At 59.3% G+C, this 17231-nt stretch carries 13 protein-coding genes; 1 reads left to right on the top strand and 12 read right to left on the bottom strand.

The window, feature by feature from the left end; genetic code table 11:
- Positions 1 to 2: 2 nt before the first annotated feature.
- The 4 genes from GGE33_RS02755 to GGE33_RS02740 all read right to left on the bottom strand — a co-directional run bounded on the left by GGE33_RS02755 (position 3) and on the right by GGE33_RS02740 (position 5262).
- The gene (locus GGE33_RS02755) at positions 3 to 1088 is read right to left on the bottom strand and encodes a Tim44 domain-containing protein (protein ID WP_148145876.1); all 1086 of its coding nucleotides are present in this window, start codon (positions 1086 to 1088) and stop codon (positions 3 to 5) included.
- A 278-nt stretch (positions 1089 to 1366) separates the two neighbouring features.
- Positions 1367 to 2962 carry a phosphoglycerate dehydrogenase gene (serA, locus tag GGE33_RS02750; RefSeq protein ID WP_183821153.1) on the bottom strand — a complete coding sequence of 532 codons (1596 nt, stop codon included), beginning with the start codon at positions 2960 to 2962 and terminating at the stop codon, positions 1367 to 1369.
- A gap of 78 nt (positions 2963 to 3040) precedes the next feature.
- Positions 3041 to 4222: a phosphoserine transaminase gene (locus GGE33_RS02745; protein ID WP_183821152.1), complete on the bottom strand. Its 1182-nt coding sequence runs from the start codon at positions 4220 to 4222 to the stop codon at positions 3041 to 3043.
- 200 nt (positions 4223 to 4422) lie between these two features.
- Positions 4423 to 5262, bottom strand: coding sequence for an outer membrane protein (locus tag GGE33_RS02740; RefSeq protein ID WP_148145879.1), 840 nt, complete (start codon positions 5260 to 5262; stop codon positions 4423 to 4425).
- Between the two features lie 142 nt (positions 5263 to 5404).
- On the opposite strand from GGE33_RS02740, the gene GGE33_RS02735 reads away from it, so the two are divergent.
- Positions 5405 to 7327 carry a glycoside hydrolase family 15 protein gene (locus GGE33_RS02735; protein WP_246435708.1) on the top strand — a complete coding sequence of 641 codons (1923 nt, stop codon included), beginning with the start codon at positions 5405 to 5407 and terminating at the stop codon, positions 7325 to 7327.
- Positions 7328 to 7339: 12 nt separating this feature from the next.
- On the opposite strand, the gene glmM is transcribed toward GGE33_RS02735, so the two are convergent.
- The 8 genes from glmM to tolR form a co-directional block, all read right to left on the bottom strand.
- Positions 7340 to 8695 (bottom strand): phosphoglucosamine mutase, encoded by a 1356-nt coding sequence (gene glmM / locus GGE33_RS02730; RefSeq protein ID WP_183821151.1) that lies wholly within the window; start codon positions 8693 to 8695, stop codon positions 7340 to 7342.
- Between the two features lie 231 nt (positions 8696 to 8926).
- Positions 8927 to 10861, bottom strand: a complete 1935-nt coding sequence (gene ftsH / locus GGE33_RS02725; RefSeq protein ID WP_148145882.1) for an ATP-dependent zinc metalloprotease FtsH — start codon at positions 10859 to 10861, stop codon at positions 8927 to 8929.
- Between the two features lie 102 nt (positions 10862 to 10963).
- Complete coding sequence (tilS, locus tag GGE33_RS02720) at positions 10964 to 12319, bottom strand: tRNA lysidine(34) synthetase TilS (RefSeq protein ID WP_183821150.1); 1356 nt, start codon at positions 12317 to 12319, stop codon at positions 10964 to 10966.
- Positions 12320 to 12330: 11 nt separating this feature from the next.
- Complete coding sequence (ybgF, locus tag GGE33_RS02715) at positions 12331 to 13338, bottom strand: tol-pal system protein YbgF (protein WP_183821149.1); 1008 nt, start codon at positions 13336 to 13338, stop codon at positions 12331 to 12333.
- Between the two features lie 198 nt (positions 13339 to 13536).
- Positions 13537 to 14070 carry a peptidoglycan-associated lipoprotein Pal gene (gene pal / locus GGE33_RS02710; RefSeq protein ID WP_148145888.1) on the bottom strand — a complete coding sequence of 178 codons (534 nt, stop codon included), beginning with the start codon at positions 14068 to 14070 and terminating at the stop codon, positions 13537 to 13539.
- A 183-nt stretch (positions 14071 to 14253) separates the two neighbouring features.
- Positions 14254 to 15561: a Tol-Pal system beta propeller repeat protein TolB gene (gene tolB / locus GGE33_RS02705; protein ID WP_183821148.1), complete on the bottom strand. Its 1308-nt coding sequence runs from the start codon at positions 15559 to 15561 to the stop codon at positions 14254 to 14256.
- 30 nt (positions 15562 to 15591) lie between these two features.
- A complete protein-coding gene (locus GGE33_RS02700) occupies positions 15592 to 16737 on the bottom strand; it encodes a hypothetical protein (protein ID WP_183821147.1) in 1146 nt (381 codons plus the stop codon).
- Positions 16738 to 16746: 9 nt separating this feature from the next.
- Positions 16747 to 17205 carry a protein TolR gene (tolR, locus tag GGE33_RS02695; RefSeq protein WP_148145893.1) on the bottom strand — a complete coding sequence of 153 codons (459 nt, stop codon included), beginning with the start codon at positions 17203 to 17205 and terminating at the stop codon, positions 16747 to 16749.
- Positions 17206 to 17231: the final 26 nt, after the last annotated feature.

The following is a 17231-nucleotide window of genomic DNA, read 5'->3' as shown; positions in this document are numbered from 1 at the left end:
TTTTAAGCAGCGGACTGGATTGCAGAAAGCTTCCAATCATTGGCCGGCTTGCGCACGAATGTCCAGACTTCCACCGTTTCGGTGATTTCGTTCGGATTGCCTTCGGCAACTTCGCCCGTGTTGCGGTCGCGCAGGAAGTCGATCGAGGAATAGCGCATTGCGACGGTCGCATATTCCTGGCCGTTTTCGCGCCATGCCTCGGCAAGGTCACCCTGCAGCAGGGTCACGTCGCGAACCTCGTTCTTCACGCCATTGGTTGCGTTTTCACCCAACTCTTCGGCAAGGTAGGACATCGCTTCCGGCGTCGTGAGGTCACGAAGCTTGGCATAGTTTTCGTCGGCATAAGCACCCTGCACCTCGGTCAGCAGCTTTTCGAACTGGCTGAGGTCGCGATTGGTGATGCCAACTTCATCCGTATCCGGACCAGCCTGGCGCTGAACCGCCTGCTGGCCGCCACCGAAAGCTGCGGCCCCCGCGCCAGAACCGATCTTCGGGATCTGGAAACCGCCCTGGTTCTGCTGCGGTGCCTCATAGGCGTTGTTCTGGCTCTGGCCAAAACCGTCCTTGCCACCATTGCCGCCATCGCCATAAGCGCGGGCATTAGCGGCCGGACCGGCAGCCTGCTGCTGCTGACGACGAGCGAAGAAACGGAAGGCCAGCATGGCGAGACCAGCGATCAGCGCGATCTGCAACAGCATGCCGAAGAAGCCTGCCATTCCACCGAAACCACCACCCATCAGCATGCCGAACAGGCCGCCGAGAGCGAGACCACCCAGAATGCCGCCGAACATACCGCCGAACATGCCGGGGCGACGCTGCTGCTGAGCTGCCTGCGCGCCCATGCCGTTAGCTGGGCTTGCCGCATTCTGCTGTGTATTCGGGGTCATCGAGCGGTTGATGCCGCCTGCTGCACCCGGAGCCGTATTCGTGGCCGGTGGTGCCGCAAAGGTACGCGTACCACGGCTGCCGAAGCTGGAACCACCGCCGGCGCGACGCGCTTCCGCGAAATCGACGGCTGTTAGCGAAACTGCCATTCCGATCGCTGCGATCGCGAAGAGTTTCTGGAAACGCCGAAGCTTGAACAACATCAATTTCTCCTCTGGCCGCCCTATGCGGTCCGTGACCCTGATATGGGGAGCCGTGGCGCAGTTTTCAGTAGCCTGTCCACTTTTTCCCGCTTTAGTAGTTACAAAAGTTCAGGACAAGAGCCAATTGACGGAAATACAACCAAGGGGCGTTTTTAGCAGTAAAGTGATCACATAATCGTCAGACGAAACAAAACGGGCCCGGCGCTTATCGCACCAGACCCGTTCTGCATCTTCCTTGGGAGGAAAAGGCAGGGCAATACGCCCCACCGAATGATGGCTTACTCGACGTTGAACACCAGCGGGCGAGCCTGGCGGATTGCCGGGTTTGCCGTCAGCTGCGCAAGCACATCTTCCGAAACCGGTGCATCGACATAAAGCAGCGCGATGGCATCACCGGCTTCCTTCTCGCGACCGAGCTGGAAGTTGGCGATGTTGACGCCGGCATTACCAAGCGTCGTGCCCATGAAGCCGATCATGCCGGGAACGTCGGTGTTGGAGATGTAGACCATGTTGGCGCCGACATCGGCGTCCATGTTGATACCCTTGATCTGGATGAAGCGCGGCTTGCCATCCGAGAACACGGTGCCGGCAACCGAACGGGTCTGCTTGTCGGTCTTGACCGTCAGCTTGATGTAACCGTCGTAAACGCCGGTCTTGTCACGCTTGACTTCGGAAAGGACGATTCCCTTTTCCTTGATCATGATCGGGGCAGAAACCATGTTGACGTCGGCCACCTGATTGCGGATCAGGCCGGCCAGCAAGGCAGACGTCAATGCGCGCGTATTCATGTTGGCCGTCTGGCCATCGAACAGAATTTCGATTTCCTTGATCGGATCATCCGAAACCTGGCCGACGAAGGCACCGAGAACGTCGGCGAGACGAATGAACGGCTTCAGGATCGGCGCTTCTTCGGCGGTGATCGACGGCATGTTGATGGCGTTCGATACTGCACCCTTGACGAGGTAATCCGACATCTGTTCGGCGACCTGAAGGGCAACGTTCTCCTGCGCTTCCGTGGTCGAAGCACCAAGATGCGGCGTGCAGACGACGTTCGGCAGGCCGAAGAGCGGGCTCTCGGTGGCAGGCTCGACCTCGAACACGTCAAAACCGGCACCGGCGACATGACCGGACTTGATGGCTTCGGCAAGCGCTGCCTCATCGACGAGACCGCCGCGGGCGCAGTTGATGATGCGAACGCCGGGTTTCGTCTTTGCGAGGTTTTCCTTGCCAAGAATGCCGCGGGTCTTGTCGGTCATCGGCACATGCAATGTGATGAAGTCGGCACGCGGCAGCAGTTCGTCCAGTTCCACTTTCTCGACGCCCATTTCCTGTGCACGCTCGGCAGACAGGAAGGGGTCATAGGCAATCACGTTCATGCCAAGGCCAATGGCCTTCTTGCAGACGATGCCGCCGATATTGCCGGCGCCGATGACGCCGAGCGTCTTGCCGGTGATTTCGACACCCATGAACTTCGACTTTTCCCACTTGCCGGCCTGGGTCGATGCGTCGGCCTGCGGCAGCTGGCGGGCAACGGCGAACATCAACGCGATGGCATGTTCCGCCGTCGTGATCGAGTTGCCGAACGGGGTGTTCATGACGATGATACCGCGCTTGGAAGCGGCCGGGATATCGACGTTGTCGACACCGATGCCGGCGCGGCCGATGACCTTGAGGTTGGTCGCAGCCGCGATCAGCTTCTCGGACGCCTTGGTGGCCGAGCGGATGGCGAGACCATCGTAGTTGCCGATGATCTCGGCCAGCTTGTCCTTGTCCTTGCCGAGCTTTGGCTGGAAATCGACTTCAACACCGCGATCGCGGAAAATCTGGACGGCGGTTTCCGACAGTTCGTCGGATACGAGTACGCGAGGTGCCATGGTCTGGGCTCCTGATAAAGGGTTCAGTCTCTGAATGCGGGATGAAACGGTGCCGCTATAGCGACACCGGAAATCGGATCAGGCAGCAGCCTTAGAAAGTGTGGCCTTCTGCGTTTCGAACGCGTAGGCCAGCCACGGCATCAAGGCCTTCATGTCGGCCTCCTCGATCGTGGCGCCGGCCCAGATGCGAAGACCAGACGGAGCGTCTCGGTAAGCGCCGACGTCGAGAGCGACGCCTTCCTTTTCGAGGATCGAGGTCACGCCCTTGGCAAAAGCAGCCTGAGCGTCGGCATCGAGAGCAGCGACTTCGGCATCGACGATTTTCAGGCACACGGAGGTGTTGGAGCGGGTCTCGTCGACCTGCGCCAGATTGGCGATCCAGTCGTTTGCCTTGACGAAGTCGAAGATAACCTTGGCGTTTGCATCCGCACGGGCGATCAGCCCCTTAAGACCACCGACCGTCTTTGCCCAGTTGAGCGCATCGATATAGTCCTCGACGCAGAGCATCGACGGCGTGTTGATCGTTTCGCCCTTGAAGATGCCTTCGGAAAGCTTGCCGCCCGAGGTCATGCGGAAAATTTTCGGCAACGGCCAAGCCGGGACATAAGTCGTCAGGCGTTTGACAGCGCGCGGCGACAGAATGATCATGCCGTGACCGCCCTCACCGCCGAGAACCTTCTGCCAGGAGAAGGTGACGACGTCGAGCTTGGCGAAATCCAGATCCTGCGCAAAGGCGGCAGAGGTGGCGTCGCAGATGGTCAGGCCCTTGCGATCTGCCGGAATGAAGTCGGCGTTCGGAACGCGGACGCCGGACGTCGTGCCGTTCCAGGTAAAGACGACGTCACGGTCGAAATCGACTTCATTGAGGTTCGGAAGGAGACCGTAATCGGCCTCGAACTTGCGAACATCCTTGAGCTTCAGCTGCTTGACGACATCGGTGACCCAGCCGGCGCCAAAGCTTTCCCAGGCCAGCATGTCGACGCCGCGCTCGCCGAGCAGCGACCAGAGCGCCATTTCGACGGCACCGGTATCGGATGCGGGAACGATGCCGATGCGGTAATCCGCTGGTACGTTCAGAATTTCGCGGGTGAGATTGATGGCCTGTGCCAGCTTGTCCTTGCCAACCTTGGCGCGGTGCGAACGACCGAGCGGGGCATCGGAAAGCGCTTCAAGCGACCAACCGGGACGCTTGGCGCAAGGGCCAGAAGAAAAATGGGTGTTATCCGGACGCACATCCGGCTTCGCGGCGACATTGGCCATATAGATACCCTTCCAGGTAATTAGCCTCTCGTTGGGGAGAGGTGTCCCGCCGTCGTGGATATATTTCCCTGCTTTCACAGTCAAGCGGGTCGTTTCGCCGCTTGAAGAAAATCTTCGTCGCAAATGCCGTGATCACATCGACAGGCAGGCAAAAACGCAAAAAAGCCGCCCGAAGGCGGCTTTGGCACCATGCGCTGATCTTACTTGTAGACGATCGGCTGAGGTTCAGGCTCGTAAGTCGCCTGTTCACAATTGTTGTTGAACATGTAGCGGGCGCCGACGCGGGCCTCGTGGCTGTAGATGCCCTTGTCGCGGCCTGGACCGCCAGAATTGGCGTAACCGAACATGTTGCCGCCGTCGATGTAACGGAAGCGATAGCCAACATCCGCCTTGAGGTTACAGGTGACATCGATCGTGGCACCTGCCATCAGGGCAGCGGTCGCACGCCATTTACCCTTGCCATCATGATCCGACGAGGGATCGCAATCCGTCGGGTCGGTGACCGAGCAGGAGGTGTTCCGCAGCTTGTCCCACTTCACGTATGAAGCGCCGAAGCCAGCACCGACATATGGCGTGAAATAGGCGTAGGTGCCGAGATCGACATAGACGTTGGCCATCAGGCTGTAGGCCGAGAAGGATGAACGATCGTCCGAGACGCAATTGCCCGGGATCGTGCCGCAGCCGCCGGAAGTCGAACCGCGGAAATCGGTCTTCGACAGGTAGTCGAGCGTCAGGTCGGTGCGGAGATAGTTGTTGATCTGGTAACCGACGCCGCCGCCGATCAGGAAGCTGTCATCGATATCCGTGGATTCGAAATCCACCTCGTTTGCCGAGGAACCGCCCTGGTAGAAGTTTGCGCCACGCAGCCGGTTGAACGAATATCCCACATCGCCACGCAGATACCAGCCGCTCGCTTCCTGCACCGTGACTTCCGGTGCGTCCATGAGCGGTGCGGGCTGGGGCTGGTAGAGATCTGCCGACTGGGCAACGCCAGCCGACAGCATGGCGGCAGCAACCGTCGCTGCAAGGCGCATCTTCATGTTCGCTTCTCCAAGCTTCATCATGCATGGCGTGCCACCTGCACGACCACCTTATTTGGCATGGAGAATGAATGATAAAGGTTAAGCCCCACTTAACCATAGATGTTTACCGATATGCTTCGTTACGCGACAGAAGCGTTACTTGGCGCTTCACGCAAAGTTCAGCATCCCAGTGATGGAGCCGATGTTCTTTTCCGGCGTTGACATGCTCAACACGAAAGGACCGGCCTTGAAGCATTTGAAAGACGATGCGGGCAAATCGATCGTAAACACAGTCGATGTCCCCCGCCCCATCTCCGAGCATGGCGCCATTGGAAATATGCGCACGATCGCACTCGTCGCCAAGGATTGCACGATCGATTACCTGTGCTGGCCGAATCTTGACAGCCCGAGCGTCTTCGCCTCCCTGCTTGATCCGGAAAAGGGCGGCGCATTCGAACTGACGCCGCAGATCGAGGGCGCCCGTCGCCTGCAGATGTATGTCCCGGAAAGCAATGTCCTTCTGACCCGCTGGCTCGGCACGAGCAACAGTGCCGAGATCGTCGATTTCATGCCGCTGCCGCACGGCCCGGATGAGCCTTCATCACTCGTGAGGCGCGTCACCGTCACGCGAGGAAAGGTCGCGTTCAAACTGAAGTGCTGGCCGCGATTCGACTACGCCCTAAGCACGCCGAAGGTGAAGACCGGAAAAGGCCATATCTTCTTTCATTGCGGCGACTTCACCCTCCGCCTGTCGGGTGCAGTAGATTTTCATACCAGGCAAGGAGCCGCGTTTGCGGAGTTTACCTTGCAGGGTGGGGAAACCATCGACTTTACGCTGGATGGTGATGAAACACGCCATGCGCCGAATACGGAAGCCATCGACGCTCTCCTTGAGGAGACGACCGGCTACTGGCAGGGCTGGGCAAAGAAGTCGACCTATCGCGGCCGCTGGCGCTCATCCGTCACCCGGTCTGCTCTCGCGTTGAAGATGCTGACCTCGGCCGAATACGGCTCCATCGCCGCGGCAGGAACCTTCGGCTTGCCGGAGGCTCCGGGCGGCGAGCGTAATTGGGATTACCGCGCCACATGGATCCGCGACGCTTCCTTCTCGATCTACGCCCTGATGCGGCTCGGCTACCTGGATGAAGCCAATGCCTTCGGCCGCTGGATCAGCGAACGGACCGACCGCTCCGACGGCAATGTACAGATCATGTATAATCTCGACGGCTCAAGGGTCGCACGTGAAGAATCACTGGATCATCTCTCCGGATATGGAGGTGCCAGACCCGTCAGGATCGGCAATGACGCCGCCGGCCAGGTGCAGCTCGATATCTACGGTGAACTGCTCGACTCCATCTATATCAGCAACAAATATGGCGGCTCCATCTCGCACGAGAACTGGCTGAACGTCCGCAACGTCGTCGATCATGTCTGCGAGGTCTGGCAGGAACCCGATGCTGGAATATGGGAAGCGCGCAGTGAACCGCAGGAACACCTGCATTCCCGGCTTATGTGTTGGGTCGCCGTCGATCGCGCTTTGCGCCTTGCACAGAAACGTTCGCTTGCCGCTCCTTTCGGCAAGTGGATCGAGGCCCGCAATGCGATTACAGAAGACATCTGGGCGAACTTCTGGAACGAAAAGCATGGTCACTTTGTCCATGCCAAAGGCGGCGAGGAACTGGATGCCTCGATGCTGATGATGCCGCTTGTCCGCTTCATTAGCGCCACCGATCCCAAATGGCTGGCGACGCTCGACGCGATCTCCCGCGAACTCGCCGATGACAGCCTCGTCATGCGCTACAAATGGCAGGATGCACTGGAAGGGCGAGAAGGTTTTTTCGGCGCGTGTTCATTCTGGTTTGTCGAATGCCTGGCCCGTGCTGGCAGACTGCAGGAAGCCGAGATCAATATGGAAAAGCTGCTGCTCTTCGGCAATCACCTGCAGCTTTATGCCGAAGAATTCGATCCGCGCGGGGAGTTCCTCGGAAACTTCCCCCAGGCCCTCACCCATCTCGCCCTGATAAGCGCCGCCTTTTATCTCGACGGCGCTCTGGACGGCAAATTTCGGGAGTGGCGGCCTTAGCTGCCGGAAGCGTCAGGCCGCTTCCGACCTGACATTGCCGATCACGTCGATTAGACCATTGACGATCTTTTCGACCTGGGCGCGATCGTCACCTTCCGCCATCACCCGGATCAGCGGCTCGGTGCCGGACGGACGAATGACGAGACGGCCCTTGGAACCAAGTTCGGTTTCCGCATCGGCGATAGCCTGACGAACGATGCTGTCCTCGAGCGGCTTGCCGCCGGAGAAACGGACGTTCTTCAGAAGCTGCGGAACCGGCTCGAAGCGGCGGCAGACTTCGCTGACAGGCCGCCCGAGCTTCTTCACGCAGGCGAGAATCTGAAGCGCAGCGACAAGACCGTCGCCCGTCGTGCCGAAATCCGACAATACGATATGGCCGGACTGCTCGCCGCCGACGTTGAAATCGTGGTTACGCATGTGCTCGACGACATAGCGGTCACCGACCTTGGTGCGCGCAAGTGTCAGCCCGTTGTCGCCCAGGAAACGCTCAAGGCCCAGATTCGACATGACGGTGGCAACGATACCACCACCCGTCAGACGCTGGTCCTGTGCCCAGCTTTCAGCGATCACGGCCATCAGCTGGTCGCCGTCGATGATCTCGCCATTCTCGTCGACGATGATCACACGGTCCGCATCGCCATCCAGGGCGATACCGATATCGGCGCGCACTTCATGCACCTTCTTCTGCAGCGCTTCCGGGCTGGTCGATCCGCAGCCGAGATTGATGTTGGTGCCATTCGGCTCGTTGCCGATCGTCACGACATCAGCGCCAAGCTCCCAAAGAGCCAGAGGAGCGACCTTGTAAGCCGCACCGTTGGCGCAATCGATGGCGATGCGAAGACCATGAAGCGTCACGTCACGCGGCAGTGTGCGTTTGGCCTGCTCGATATAGCGATAGATATCGCCCTCGACGCGCTTCGCCCGGCCGATATCGGCGGATTTGGCAAGCTGGGCGTGCAGATCGCTGTCGAGCAGATCCTCGATGCGCATCTCCAGTTCGTCGGAAAGCTTGTAGCCATCCGGGCCGAAGAGCTTGATGCCATTGTCCTCGAAAGGATTATGCGAAGCGGAGATCATCACACCGACATCCGCGCGCAGCGAGCGCGTCAGCATGGCAACGGCGGGCGTCGGGATCGGGCCGAGCAGAAAAACGTCGAGGCCAGCAGCGGTAAAACCCGCCACCATGGCATTTTCCAACATGTAACCCGAAAGGCGCGTGTCCTTGCCGATCACGACGCGGTGGCGGTGGCTGCCGTTGCGGAAGATCGTGCCCACTGCAATGCCTACCCGCATCGCCAGATCGGGCGTCATCGGGAAGACGTTCGAATGTCCGCGGATACCATCGGTACCAAAATAGCGGCGTGCCATGTAATCTCCTTCGTCGTCGCGCGATCGATGCGCTGCGGGCAAAATCAATTTAGCGCCCGCTGCCGCATCACTTCGGATCGGCGTATGTCTGGCTATTGCCACAGGCGAGTGGCGCAAGCACGTAAATTAGCGTCAAAGCCGATCATATCGCGTGACCGGATAAGTCATCGTTAACATAAAAGACCGCCGCAGACGGGTCCACGGCGGTCTTGTTAAGTAATGTGAGCGGCCTTAGTGCGGCTGTGGCTCAAGACCTGCTTCGGGTTCTCCACCCTTCGGCTCATCTTTCTTGCTACCAGTCGAGGGCACTGCCGAACCACGGCTTGGTGTCGAATCGTCACCGAGATCGCGCGCCGGCTTTTCGCCCCGAAGCAGAGCCTTGATCTCTTCGCCGGTCAGCGTCTCATACTCCAGCAGGCCTTCGGCGATCGCGACGAACCCGTCATGATGGTCGGTGAGGATCTGGCGTGCCTCGGTATACGCTTCATCGATGAGACGACGCACTTCCTGGTCGATCTTCTGGGCGGTTGCCTCCGAGACGTTCTTGGACTGCGAAACCGAATGACCGAGGAAGACCTCCTGCTGGTTTTCACCATAGGCAACCTGACCGAGGATGTCGGAAAAGCCCCACTGGGTGACCATGGCGCGGGCAAGCTTGGTGGCCTGCTCGATATCCGATGATGCGCCAGACGTGATGTTTTCCTTGCCGAACGTCAGTTCTTCGGCAACGCGACCGCCCATCATGATGGTCAGGCGCGACACCATCCACTTGTAGCTCATCGAATAGCGGTCGCCTTCCGGCAGCTGCATGACCATGCCGAGCGCACGGCCGCGCGGAATGATCGTCGCCTTGTGCAGCGGATCGGCAACCGCGACCTTGAGCGCCGTGATAGCGTGGCCGGCTTCGTGATAGGCGGTAAGCTTCTTTTCGGCTTCGGTCATGGCAGACGAGCGACGCTCCGCGCCCATCATGATCTTGTCCTTGGCGTCTTCGAATTCGGCCATGGTGACAAGACGCTTGTTACGGCGCGCAGCCATCAGGGCAGCTTCGTTGACCAGGTTCATAAGGTCGGCACCGGAGAAGCCGGGCGTACCACGAGCGAGAACCTTGAGATCGACATTCGGCGCCAAAGGCACGTTGCGAGCATGCACCTTGAGGATGCGCTCACGACCGACGATGTCCGGGTTCGGCACCACGACCTGGCGGTCGAAACGGCCCGGACGCAGCAGAGCCGGATCGAGAACGTCGGGACGGTTGGTAGCGGCGATCAGGATGATACCTTCGTTTGCTTCGAAACCGTCCATCTCGACGAGCAACTGGTTGAGCGTCTGTTCGCGTTCGTCGTTACCGCCGCCAAGGCCTGCGCCACGATGGCGGCCGACGGCGTCGATTTCGTCGATGAAGATGATGCACGGTGCATTCTTCTTCGCCTGTTCGAACATGTCGCGCACACGGGATGCACCGACACCGACGAACATTTCAACGAAGTCCGAACCAGAGATGGTGAAGAACGGCACATTCGCTTCGCCGGCAACAGAACGGGCGAGCAGCGTCTTACCGGTACCCGGAGGGCCGACAAGCAGAACGCCGCGCGGAATTCGACCGCCCAGGCGCTGGAACTTCTGCGGGTCACGCAGGAATTCGACGATTTCCTCTAGATCCTGCTTGGCCTCGTCAACACCGGCAACGTCTTCAAACGTCACACGGCCATGCGCCTCCGTCAGAAGTTTGGCCTTGGATTTGCCAAATCCCATTGCGCCGCGCGATCCACCCTGCATCTGGCGCATGAAGAACAACCAGACACCGAGGATGAGCAACATTGGCAGCAAAGTGCCGAGATAGCTCAGGAAACCTGAAGAACCGTCCGTTTCCGGCCGAGCGACGATGTTGACATTCTTCTCCTGCAGACGCGACATCAGCGAGTCGTCGATTACAGGCGAATACGTCTGGAAGCTCTGGCCGTTTTCGGCAAGTGTACCCATCACACGGTTGCCCGTCACCACGACGTCGCGCACACGACCAGAATCCACGTCCTTAAGGAACTGCGAATAAGAAACTTCGCGGGAACTGGTTTGTGAAGGCGCCGTCTGGAACATGCTGAACAATGCGATCAGCAAGAGGGCTATGATAGCCCAGAGGGCAAAATTACGAAAGTTTGGGTTCATCGAACTCCCCGGACTGCCATTGCAGCCGCTGAAGCGGCCGCCTTTCTTGCGCATAACATAAGGTTGCGTTACGCCCTTGCCAAGGCAAGGCAGCCCTGCCGTTTAGCTTTTCCGCTCGAAAACCTTAATTGGAGCGGCGGGAAACTCATCACATCCGAACAAAAGCCCGAGTTCACAACCTAGAATAAGATCAAACTGCGGCAAAAAACGGTCATATGGGGCAAGAACCGCCTGGGTGATCACGCTCTCTTTATCGATTTCGGTCAATGACGGCGGGTCGATTTCAATCTGCGGCATTACCCCCATGGCACGCATCGAGATAGCAGGAGGCGCATCGGGGAACATGACCATGGCCACGGCACGCTCCGAAACCCTCGGACCGACCTCGACAACCTGATCTGTCCGGTTGCTGATCCGGTAGCGGCCGTCCCAAATCCCGGTTGTTCCGCCCGGAATATTAACGGAAATCAGGTCGCGATTTTCGCGATGCATATAAAGGCCTTCCCGCCTCAGGTCGAAGATCACGCGCCCAGCCGTCATGCGCCCCATGCTGCGCCGATCAAGCATCGTCATGACGCGTTCCATTGTTGCTGCGGCCGGCAGGTGTTGGCGTCCACCGATAATGGCAGCAAGGCTCGCCAGCAGATGCCGTAACGTCTCGGCATCCTCGTTGAGCACTTCCGGAGCGAGCTGAGCGAGGACGCCGTGCACAACGGTCAGATGGCGGCGGGCAAGTCCGGCAGCCTCTTCGGCCAACTGGCTGCGGCGGCGAGCGGCTGGCTGGATTGTCTCCAGCGCCTGGGCGGAATGATCCGAAAGGTCCTGTCTCACCCGCACGCGCTCATAGTGTCGGTCGATATTGCTTGGATCGTCGATCCATCCCCTACCCGACCGGCGCAGGAATTCCCGTATGGCCTCGCGCCGCGTCGCAAGAAACGGGCGCAACAGCCAGCGGCGTCGATCGAGCAAAACGGCCTCCGCCATGCCCGCGAGCCCAAGATTGGCATTCGCCTCGCTGCGGACAGCCCGCATCGCGATCGTTTCCAGCTGGTCGTCCAGCGTGTGCCCGGTAACGATGATATCGGCTTCGAGCACATCGGCAGCCTCCATCAGCAGGAAATAACGCGCTTCCCTTGCTGCAGCAGAGATTCCGGACTTGGGCTTTTCGCCTGACCAGCGGAGGGTCCGGTGAGGGATAGACATTTCCTTGCATTGACGTGCCACAGCCTTGGCTTCGTCAGCAGATTCGCCCCTCAATTCGTGATCGATCGTTGCCGCGACAAGCTCATGCCGCGCTTCCTTATCGGCAGCAAGTGCACCGTGAAGCCCAAGAAGCAGGCCTATCGAATCACTTCCCCCCGAGACCGCCACAAGAATACGGGTTGGCCTTACCAGACGCTCGAGAAGCGATTGCACCGCCTCCTGTGGTGAGATCGGCCAGCCTTGGACGACGGTCATCGCGCGGTTCGCTAGCAGCCGAGGCGCTTCTGCTCACTGCTGACTTTCGAAAGCACGGCCTTGGCAGCAGTTGGGTAACGGCGCGGCACTTCCTTGAGCGTCGCGCAGGCAGTCTCATTGTTATCCAGAGCCGCAAGCGACATGCCGAGCTTCAGAAGCATTTCCGGAGCCTTGGGCGATTTTCCGTATGTCTGGTGTGCATTGAGGAACGTCTTGGCAGCGTCGTTATACTTGGCCTGCGAATACTGCGCCTCGCCGAGCCAGAAATTGGCATCCGCAAGCCGAGCGCTCTTGGGATAGGAAGAGATGTAGGTGGAAAACTCCGTTTCGGCGAGCTGGTAATCGCCAGTCAATACGTGATCATAAGCAATCTTGTAGGCATCGCTTTCACTGCCGAGCGACGCTGTTTTCTGAGGGTCCTTGCCTGCACGGGGCGATCCCGTGTCGACCCCAGGAAGCGCGGATGAATTGCGGGCACTGTCGTTGCGGCTGGCGCCGACCGGATTACCGTTCTGATCAAACTCCATTGAGCCAAGCGTCGTTGGAGCCGGCGCGCTACTGCTCTGCTGACCACCTGTACCGATGTCGGATGGCGCCTCGATGGCGCGAGCGACATCATCACCTCCGGAAGACTGAGGCGGGGTGGATGAGGAAGGGCGGCTGGACGCCACGGCCGGTTGCCCGGTCGTGTCGCCCAAATCGCTTCTCTTCTTCTTCTCCAGCTCCTGGAAGCGGAATTCGTTATCTTCCTGCGTTTTGCGCAGTTGCTCCTGCATCTGCAGCAGCTGATAGCTCATTTCCTCGATCCGGCCGTTAAGCTGCCGGAGTTCTTCCTGGAGTTGCTGGTTACGAACGGCATCATTGCTCTGCGCCAGGATGATTTCGCCTTGTTCGGGCTTTGCCTGTTGCGGAGCGCTCTGCTCGCCCTGGAAGAGTTTCGGCAGAGACAGTTGGAATGCCCCGGCGGGGCCTGTCATTGCCGCCAGCCCTAGCATTGCTGCCAAGACAATTTTCTTCATGTCGTTCGTCCTGCTTCTCTGATTTGCGTCGGGATGACGCGAGACGGATTTTTCTTACCTGCCGGCAAAAAGCAACCAAGCCATCATTCAAAATCTAGGGAATCGGGGCCAAACTAAGGAAAAACAAAAAAGGTGGCCGAAAGACCACCTTTTCTAACGTAATTGTCATCTTCGCCGAGGCCGAAGCCTCTGCCAAGATTACATGCCAGCGCCGCCGAGAACGGTAACAGCTCGGCGATTCTGCGACCAGCAGGAGATGTCGTCGCAAACGGCGACCGGACGTTCCTTACCGTAGGAGATCGTCTTCATGCGGTTTGCCGGAACGCCGCGCGATGCAAGATATTCCTTGGTGGCAGCGGCACGGCGTGCGCCGAGAGCCAGGTTGTATTCGCGGGTACCGCGTTCGTCGGCATGGCCTTCGACGGTGATCGCGTAGTTCGGGTAACGGCCGAGCCACTGAGCCTGACGGTCGAGCGTCTGCTGGGCGTCCGCGCGGATCGAGGTTGAGTCGGTATCGAAGAAGATACGGTCGCCAACGTTGACCGTGAAGTCCTGGGTCGAGCCGGGGGTTGCCGAGCCTGCACCGCCGAGGCCAAGTTCACCTGCGCTGTTGGGCAGGTTCTTCTTGTTGGCGCAGCCAGCAAGTGCGAGCGCCAGCGTGAGTGCGATGACGGCTGGATTGCGAGCGAGGGTCTGCATGCGGCTCATCGCCGGGGTATAAGTGCGGCTCATGGCCGATCTCTCCTTGGATCATGAAATTCAGAGTTGCCAGACTCTAACCTAATTGAGTTAACCATATTCAAATGGCTATGGTTAACCAAACCTTCCGGTGTCCCGTAACCGCCCCATTCTGCCGGGATTGGGGCGGAAAAGAGGCGAGATCGCCTCACTCTTGATTGCACCTGTTCACACAACCTATTCCAAGAGCGGCGACCACGCCGGGTCGGACCCGTAAGACGGCGTCTTGACCATCTGTTCATTGTAACCGGTCAGGTCGATCGAATAGAGCTGCGGACCACCGGCACCTGCTCCCTGGCGGAAGAACATCAGCACGCGGCCATTCGGCGCCCAGGTCGGACCTTCGTTGTGGAAGCCCGACGTCAGGATACGTTCGCCCGAACCGTCCGGCTTCATCACACCGATCGAGAATTTTCCGCCCGACTGTTTGGTGAAGGCGATCAGATCGCCGCGCGGCGACCAGACCGGTGTCGAATACGAACCGTCACCGAAGGAAATACGGTTCTGTCCCGAACCGTCGGCGTTCATCACGTAGATCTGCTGACGGCCACCACGGTCGCTTTCGAAAGTGATTCTCTGACCGTCCGGCGAATAGGAAGGTGCCGTATCGATTGCGGCCGTCGAGGTCAGGCGCGTCGTCGTTCGCGAGCGCAGGTCCATAGTATAGATATTGGCATTGCCTTCCTGCTGCAGGCTCATGATGACCTTCTGGCCATCGGGAGAGAAGCGCGGCGAGAACGTCATGCCCGGGAAATTGCCGACCACTTCGCGCTGTCCGGTTTCCAGCTGCAGCAGATAGACGCGCGGCTGATTGCCTTCAAACGACATGTAGGTGACTTCCTGACGGCTCGGCGAGAAGCGCGGCGTCAGCACCAGATCCTTGGTGTTGGTCAACATGCGGACGTTGAAACCGTCCTGGTCCATGATCGCAAGCTGGCGCTGGCGGGCGGTCTTCGGACCGCTTTCCGAGACGAACACGACGCGGGTGTCGAAATAGCCCTTTTCACCGGTAATGCGCTCGTAGATCGCGTCGGCGATGATATGGGCGAGACGCCGCCAGTTGTCCGGCTGGGTGAAAAATTGCTGGCCGGTCATCTGTTGGCCGGCATAGGTATCCCACAGGCGAAACTCGGCGCGCAGACGACCATCGGCTTCGCGGGTGACGCGACCGACGACGAGCGCCTGGGCGTTGATTGCCGTCCAGTCCTGGAAACGTGGTGCCTTGTTCGGATCGGAAATCTTCTCGATGAAGGCAGCCTTGTTCACCGGGGCAAACAGGCCCGAACGCTGCAGGTCGGCTGCAACCACCTGGGCAATCTGTGCGCCAAGATCATTATTGGACTGGAAGTCCGTGATCGCGATCGGCAATGGCTGGACATTGCCCTTGTTGATGTTGATTTCCACCGCCGCATGGGCTGGCGCGGAAAACGTCATCGCCATTCCGGCAATCGCCATCATGATACCGATGAGGGAACGTCTGATCATATCGCTAAAGCCTTTCAGCTATTTGATTCTCTAGAGCCCCAGATCACTGGGGTCGAAATTGACGGCGACTTCGCTCCAGGCGTCGTATTTCTCGGCCGGCAGGCCCTTGAAAGGCTGCGACTTCAACACCGCGCGCAACGCGCCACCTTCCATCGTCCTGCGTGCCATCGAGGAACCGCCGGTCGATGTCACCTCTGGCTCGCCGACGATCATGCCGGACTTGTCGAGACGGAACGTCACCCGGATCACCATGCCCTGCAATCCTTCGATGCCGGCGATGGTCGACCAGTTGTTCTGGATCTGGCCGCGCAACGCGTCCATCTCGCTGAGGCTGAGCTTCGCGCCCGTGGAGGGTTTGGTGCTGCCCGTGGATGCCGGCGAAGTCGAGCGCTTCGCACCACCACCGGATGATTCCTGCTTGTTCAGCAGCGAAGCGATCTCGTCGGCGTTGAAGTCGCTCTTCTGCGAAGAAGATGACTTTGCAGTCTCCTGCTTTTTGCCTTCCTTCTTGTCGGTCGGCTTTGCAGTCTCGGCGGGCTTCGTTTCCGGTTTTTTCTCGACCGGCTTCTCGACTGGCTTTTCAACCGGCTTTGCCTGCTCCTTCGGCGGTTCCGGCTTCGGCTTGGAGGCCGGCAACGGAATGGAGGAAGGCAGCGGAATTTCCTCCGCCTGGGTCTCGGCGGGGGCAGGTGTCGGCTCCGGCTTCGGAGTGAGCTCGGGCTTCGGCGGCGTCGGCTCCGGCTTCGGCTGTGGCAGCGCGGCGACCTCGGTCGGCTTCGGCGCGGTCTCTTCCGGCGCGATATCCTTGACTTCGTTCTGCTCGGGCGTTGGTGTCGGCGTCGGGCGTTCCGTTGGTTTCGGCGCGGCTGCAGCTTCCACTTGTGTCGGCTTCTTGGAAGGTGTCGGCGGTGCCTTCAGGTCGACATCGTTTTCGCCTGCATTCTCGGCGTTCTCGATGATCTTCTGGTTTTTTGTTTCCTTGACCGAAGGCTTTTCCGTCATCGGCGCCTTCTTGTCACCCTGCATCATATGGGTGACGTCTTCGATCGGCACGATGTCGACGGGCAGGGCCTCGACATCGGCCACGGTCATGGGCGCCGGCGCACTGAGCGAAACCATCGCCCAGGTCAGAACCAGCGTGTGAAGAACCAGCGATGTGCCGAGACTTCCCTTCATGGCACTCGATTACCTGTCCTGTTCCTGAAGGGTAACGAGGCCGATATTCTTATAACCGGCAGCAGAAATGCGGGCCATGACCTTCATCACGACGCCATAGGCGGCAGCTGTGTCGCCACGCACATAAATGCGCTCGTTATAACCGGTCGTGGCAATCGCCTCGAGCTTCGGAACGACTTCGTCGATCACGATCGGCGTTTCCTGCAGGTAGATTTCACCTGCCGGATTCACGGAAATGGTGATCGGCTGGGTATCGGAGTTCATCGCCTTCGCCTGCGTTTCCGGCAGGTCGATCGGCACGCCTACGGTCATCATCGGAGCCGCGACCATGAAAATGATCAGAAGCACCAGCATGACGTCGACGAGCGGCGTCACGTTGATTTCGCTGATGGCACCGCCACGGCGGCGACCACGACGTCCGCGGCGACCGCCACCCGATGCATTCGCTCCTCCGGCAGACATGCCCATGATCTAGCTCTCCTTCGTCGCGCGGC

This window comes from Aliirhizobium cellulosilyticum, assembly GCF_014198105.1.
Classification (GTDB): Bacteria; Pseudomonadota; Alphaproteobacteria; order Rhizobiales; family Rhizobiaceae; genus Neorhizobium; species Neorhizobium cellulosilyticum.
This window is presented reverse-complemented; position numbering and strand designations above follow the sequence as displayed.

Bases quoted from the DNA above. Each gene is read 5' to 3' on its own strand.
- ftsH (WP_148145882.1), bottom strand. From the start codon at position 10,861: ATGAACCCAAACTTTCGTAATTTTGCCCTCTGGGCTATCATAGCCCTC.
- pal (WP_148145888.1), bottom strand. From the start codon at position 14,070: ATGAGCCGCACTTATACCCCGGCGATGAGCCGCATGCAGACCCTCGCT.
- GGE33_RS02755 (WP_148145876.1), bottom strand. From the start codon at position 1,088: ATGTTGTTCAAGCTTCGGCGTTTCCAGAAACTCTTCGCGATCGCAGCG.
- GGE33_RS02700 (WP_183821147.1), bottom strand. From the start codon at position 16,737: ATGAAGGGAAGTCTCGGCACATCGCTGGTTCTTCACACGCTGGTTCTG.
- ybgF (WP_183821149.1), bottom strand. From the start codon at position 13,338: ATGAAGAAAATTGTCTTGGCAGCAATGCTAGGGCTGGCGGCAATGACA.
- GGE33_RS02740 (WP_148145879.1), bottom strand. From the start codon at position 5,262: ATGAAGATGCGCCTTGCAGCGACGGTTGCTGCCGCCATGCTGTCGGCT.
- tilS (WP_183821150.1), bottom strand. From the start codon at position 12,319: ATGACCGTCGTCCAAGGCTGGCCGATCTCACCACAGGAGGCGGTGCAA.
- serA (WP_183821153.1), bottom strand. From the start codon at position 2,962: ATGGCACCTCGCGTACTCGTATCCGACGAACTGTCGGAAACCGCCGTC.
- tolB (WP_183821148.1), bottom strand. From the start codon at position 15,561: ATGATCAGACGTTCCCTCATCGGTATCATGATGGCGATTGCCGGAATG.
- glmM (WP_183821151.1), bottom strand. From the start codon at position 8,695: ATGGCACGCCGCTATTTTGGTACCGATGGTATCCGCGGACATTCGAAC.
- tolR (WP_148145893.1), bottom strand. From the start codon at position 17,205: ATGGGCATGTCTGCCGGAGGAGCGAATGCATCGGGTGGCGGTCGCCGC.
- GGE33_RS02745 (WP_183821152.1), bottom strand. From the start codon at position 4,222: ATGGCCAATGTCGCCGCGAAGCCGGATGTGCGTCCGGATAACACCCAT.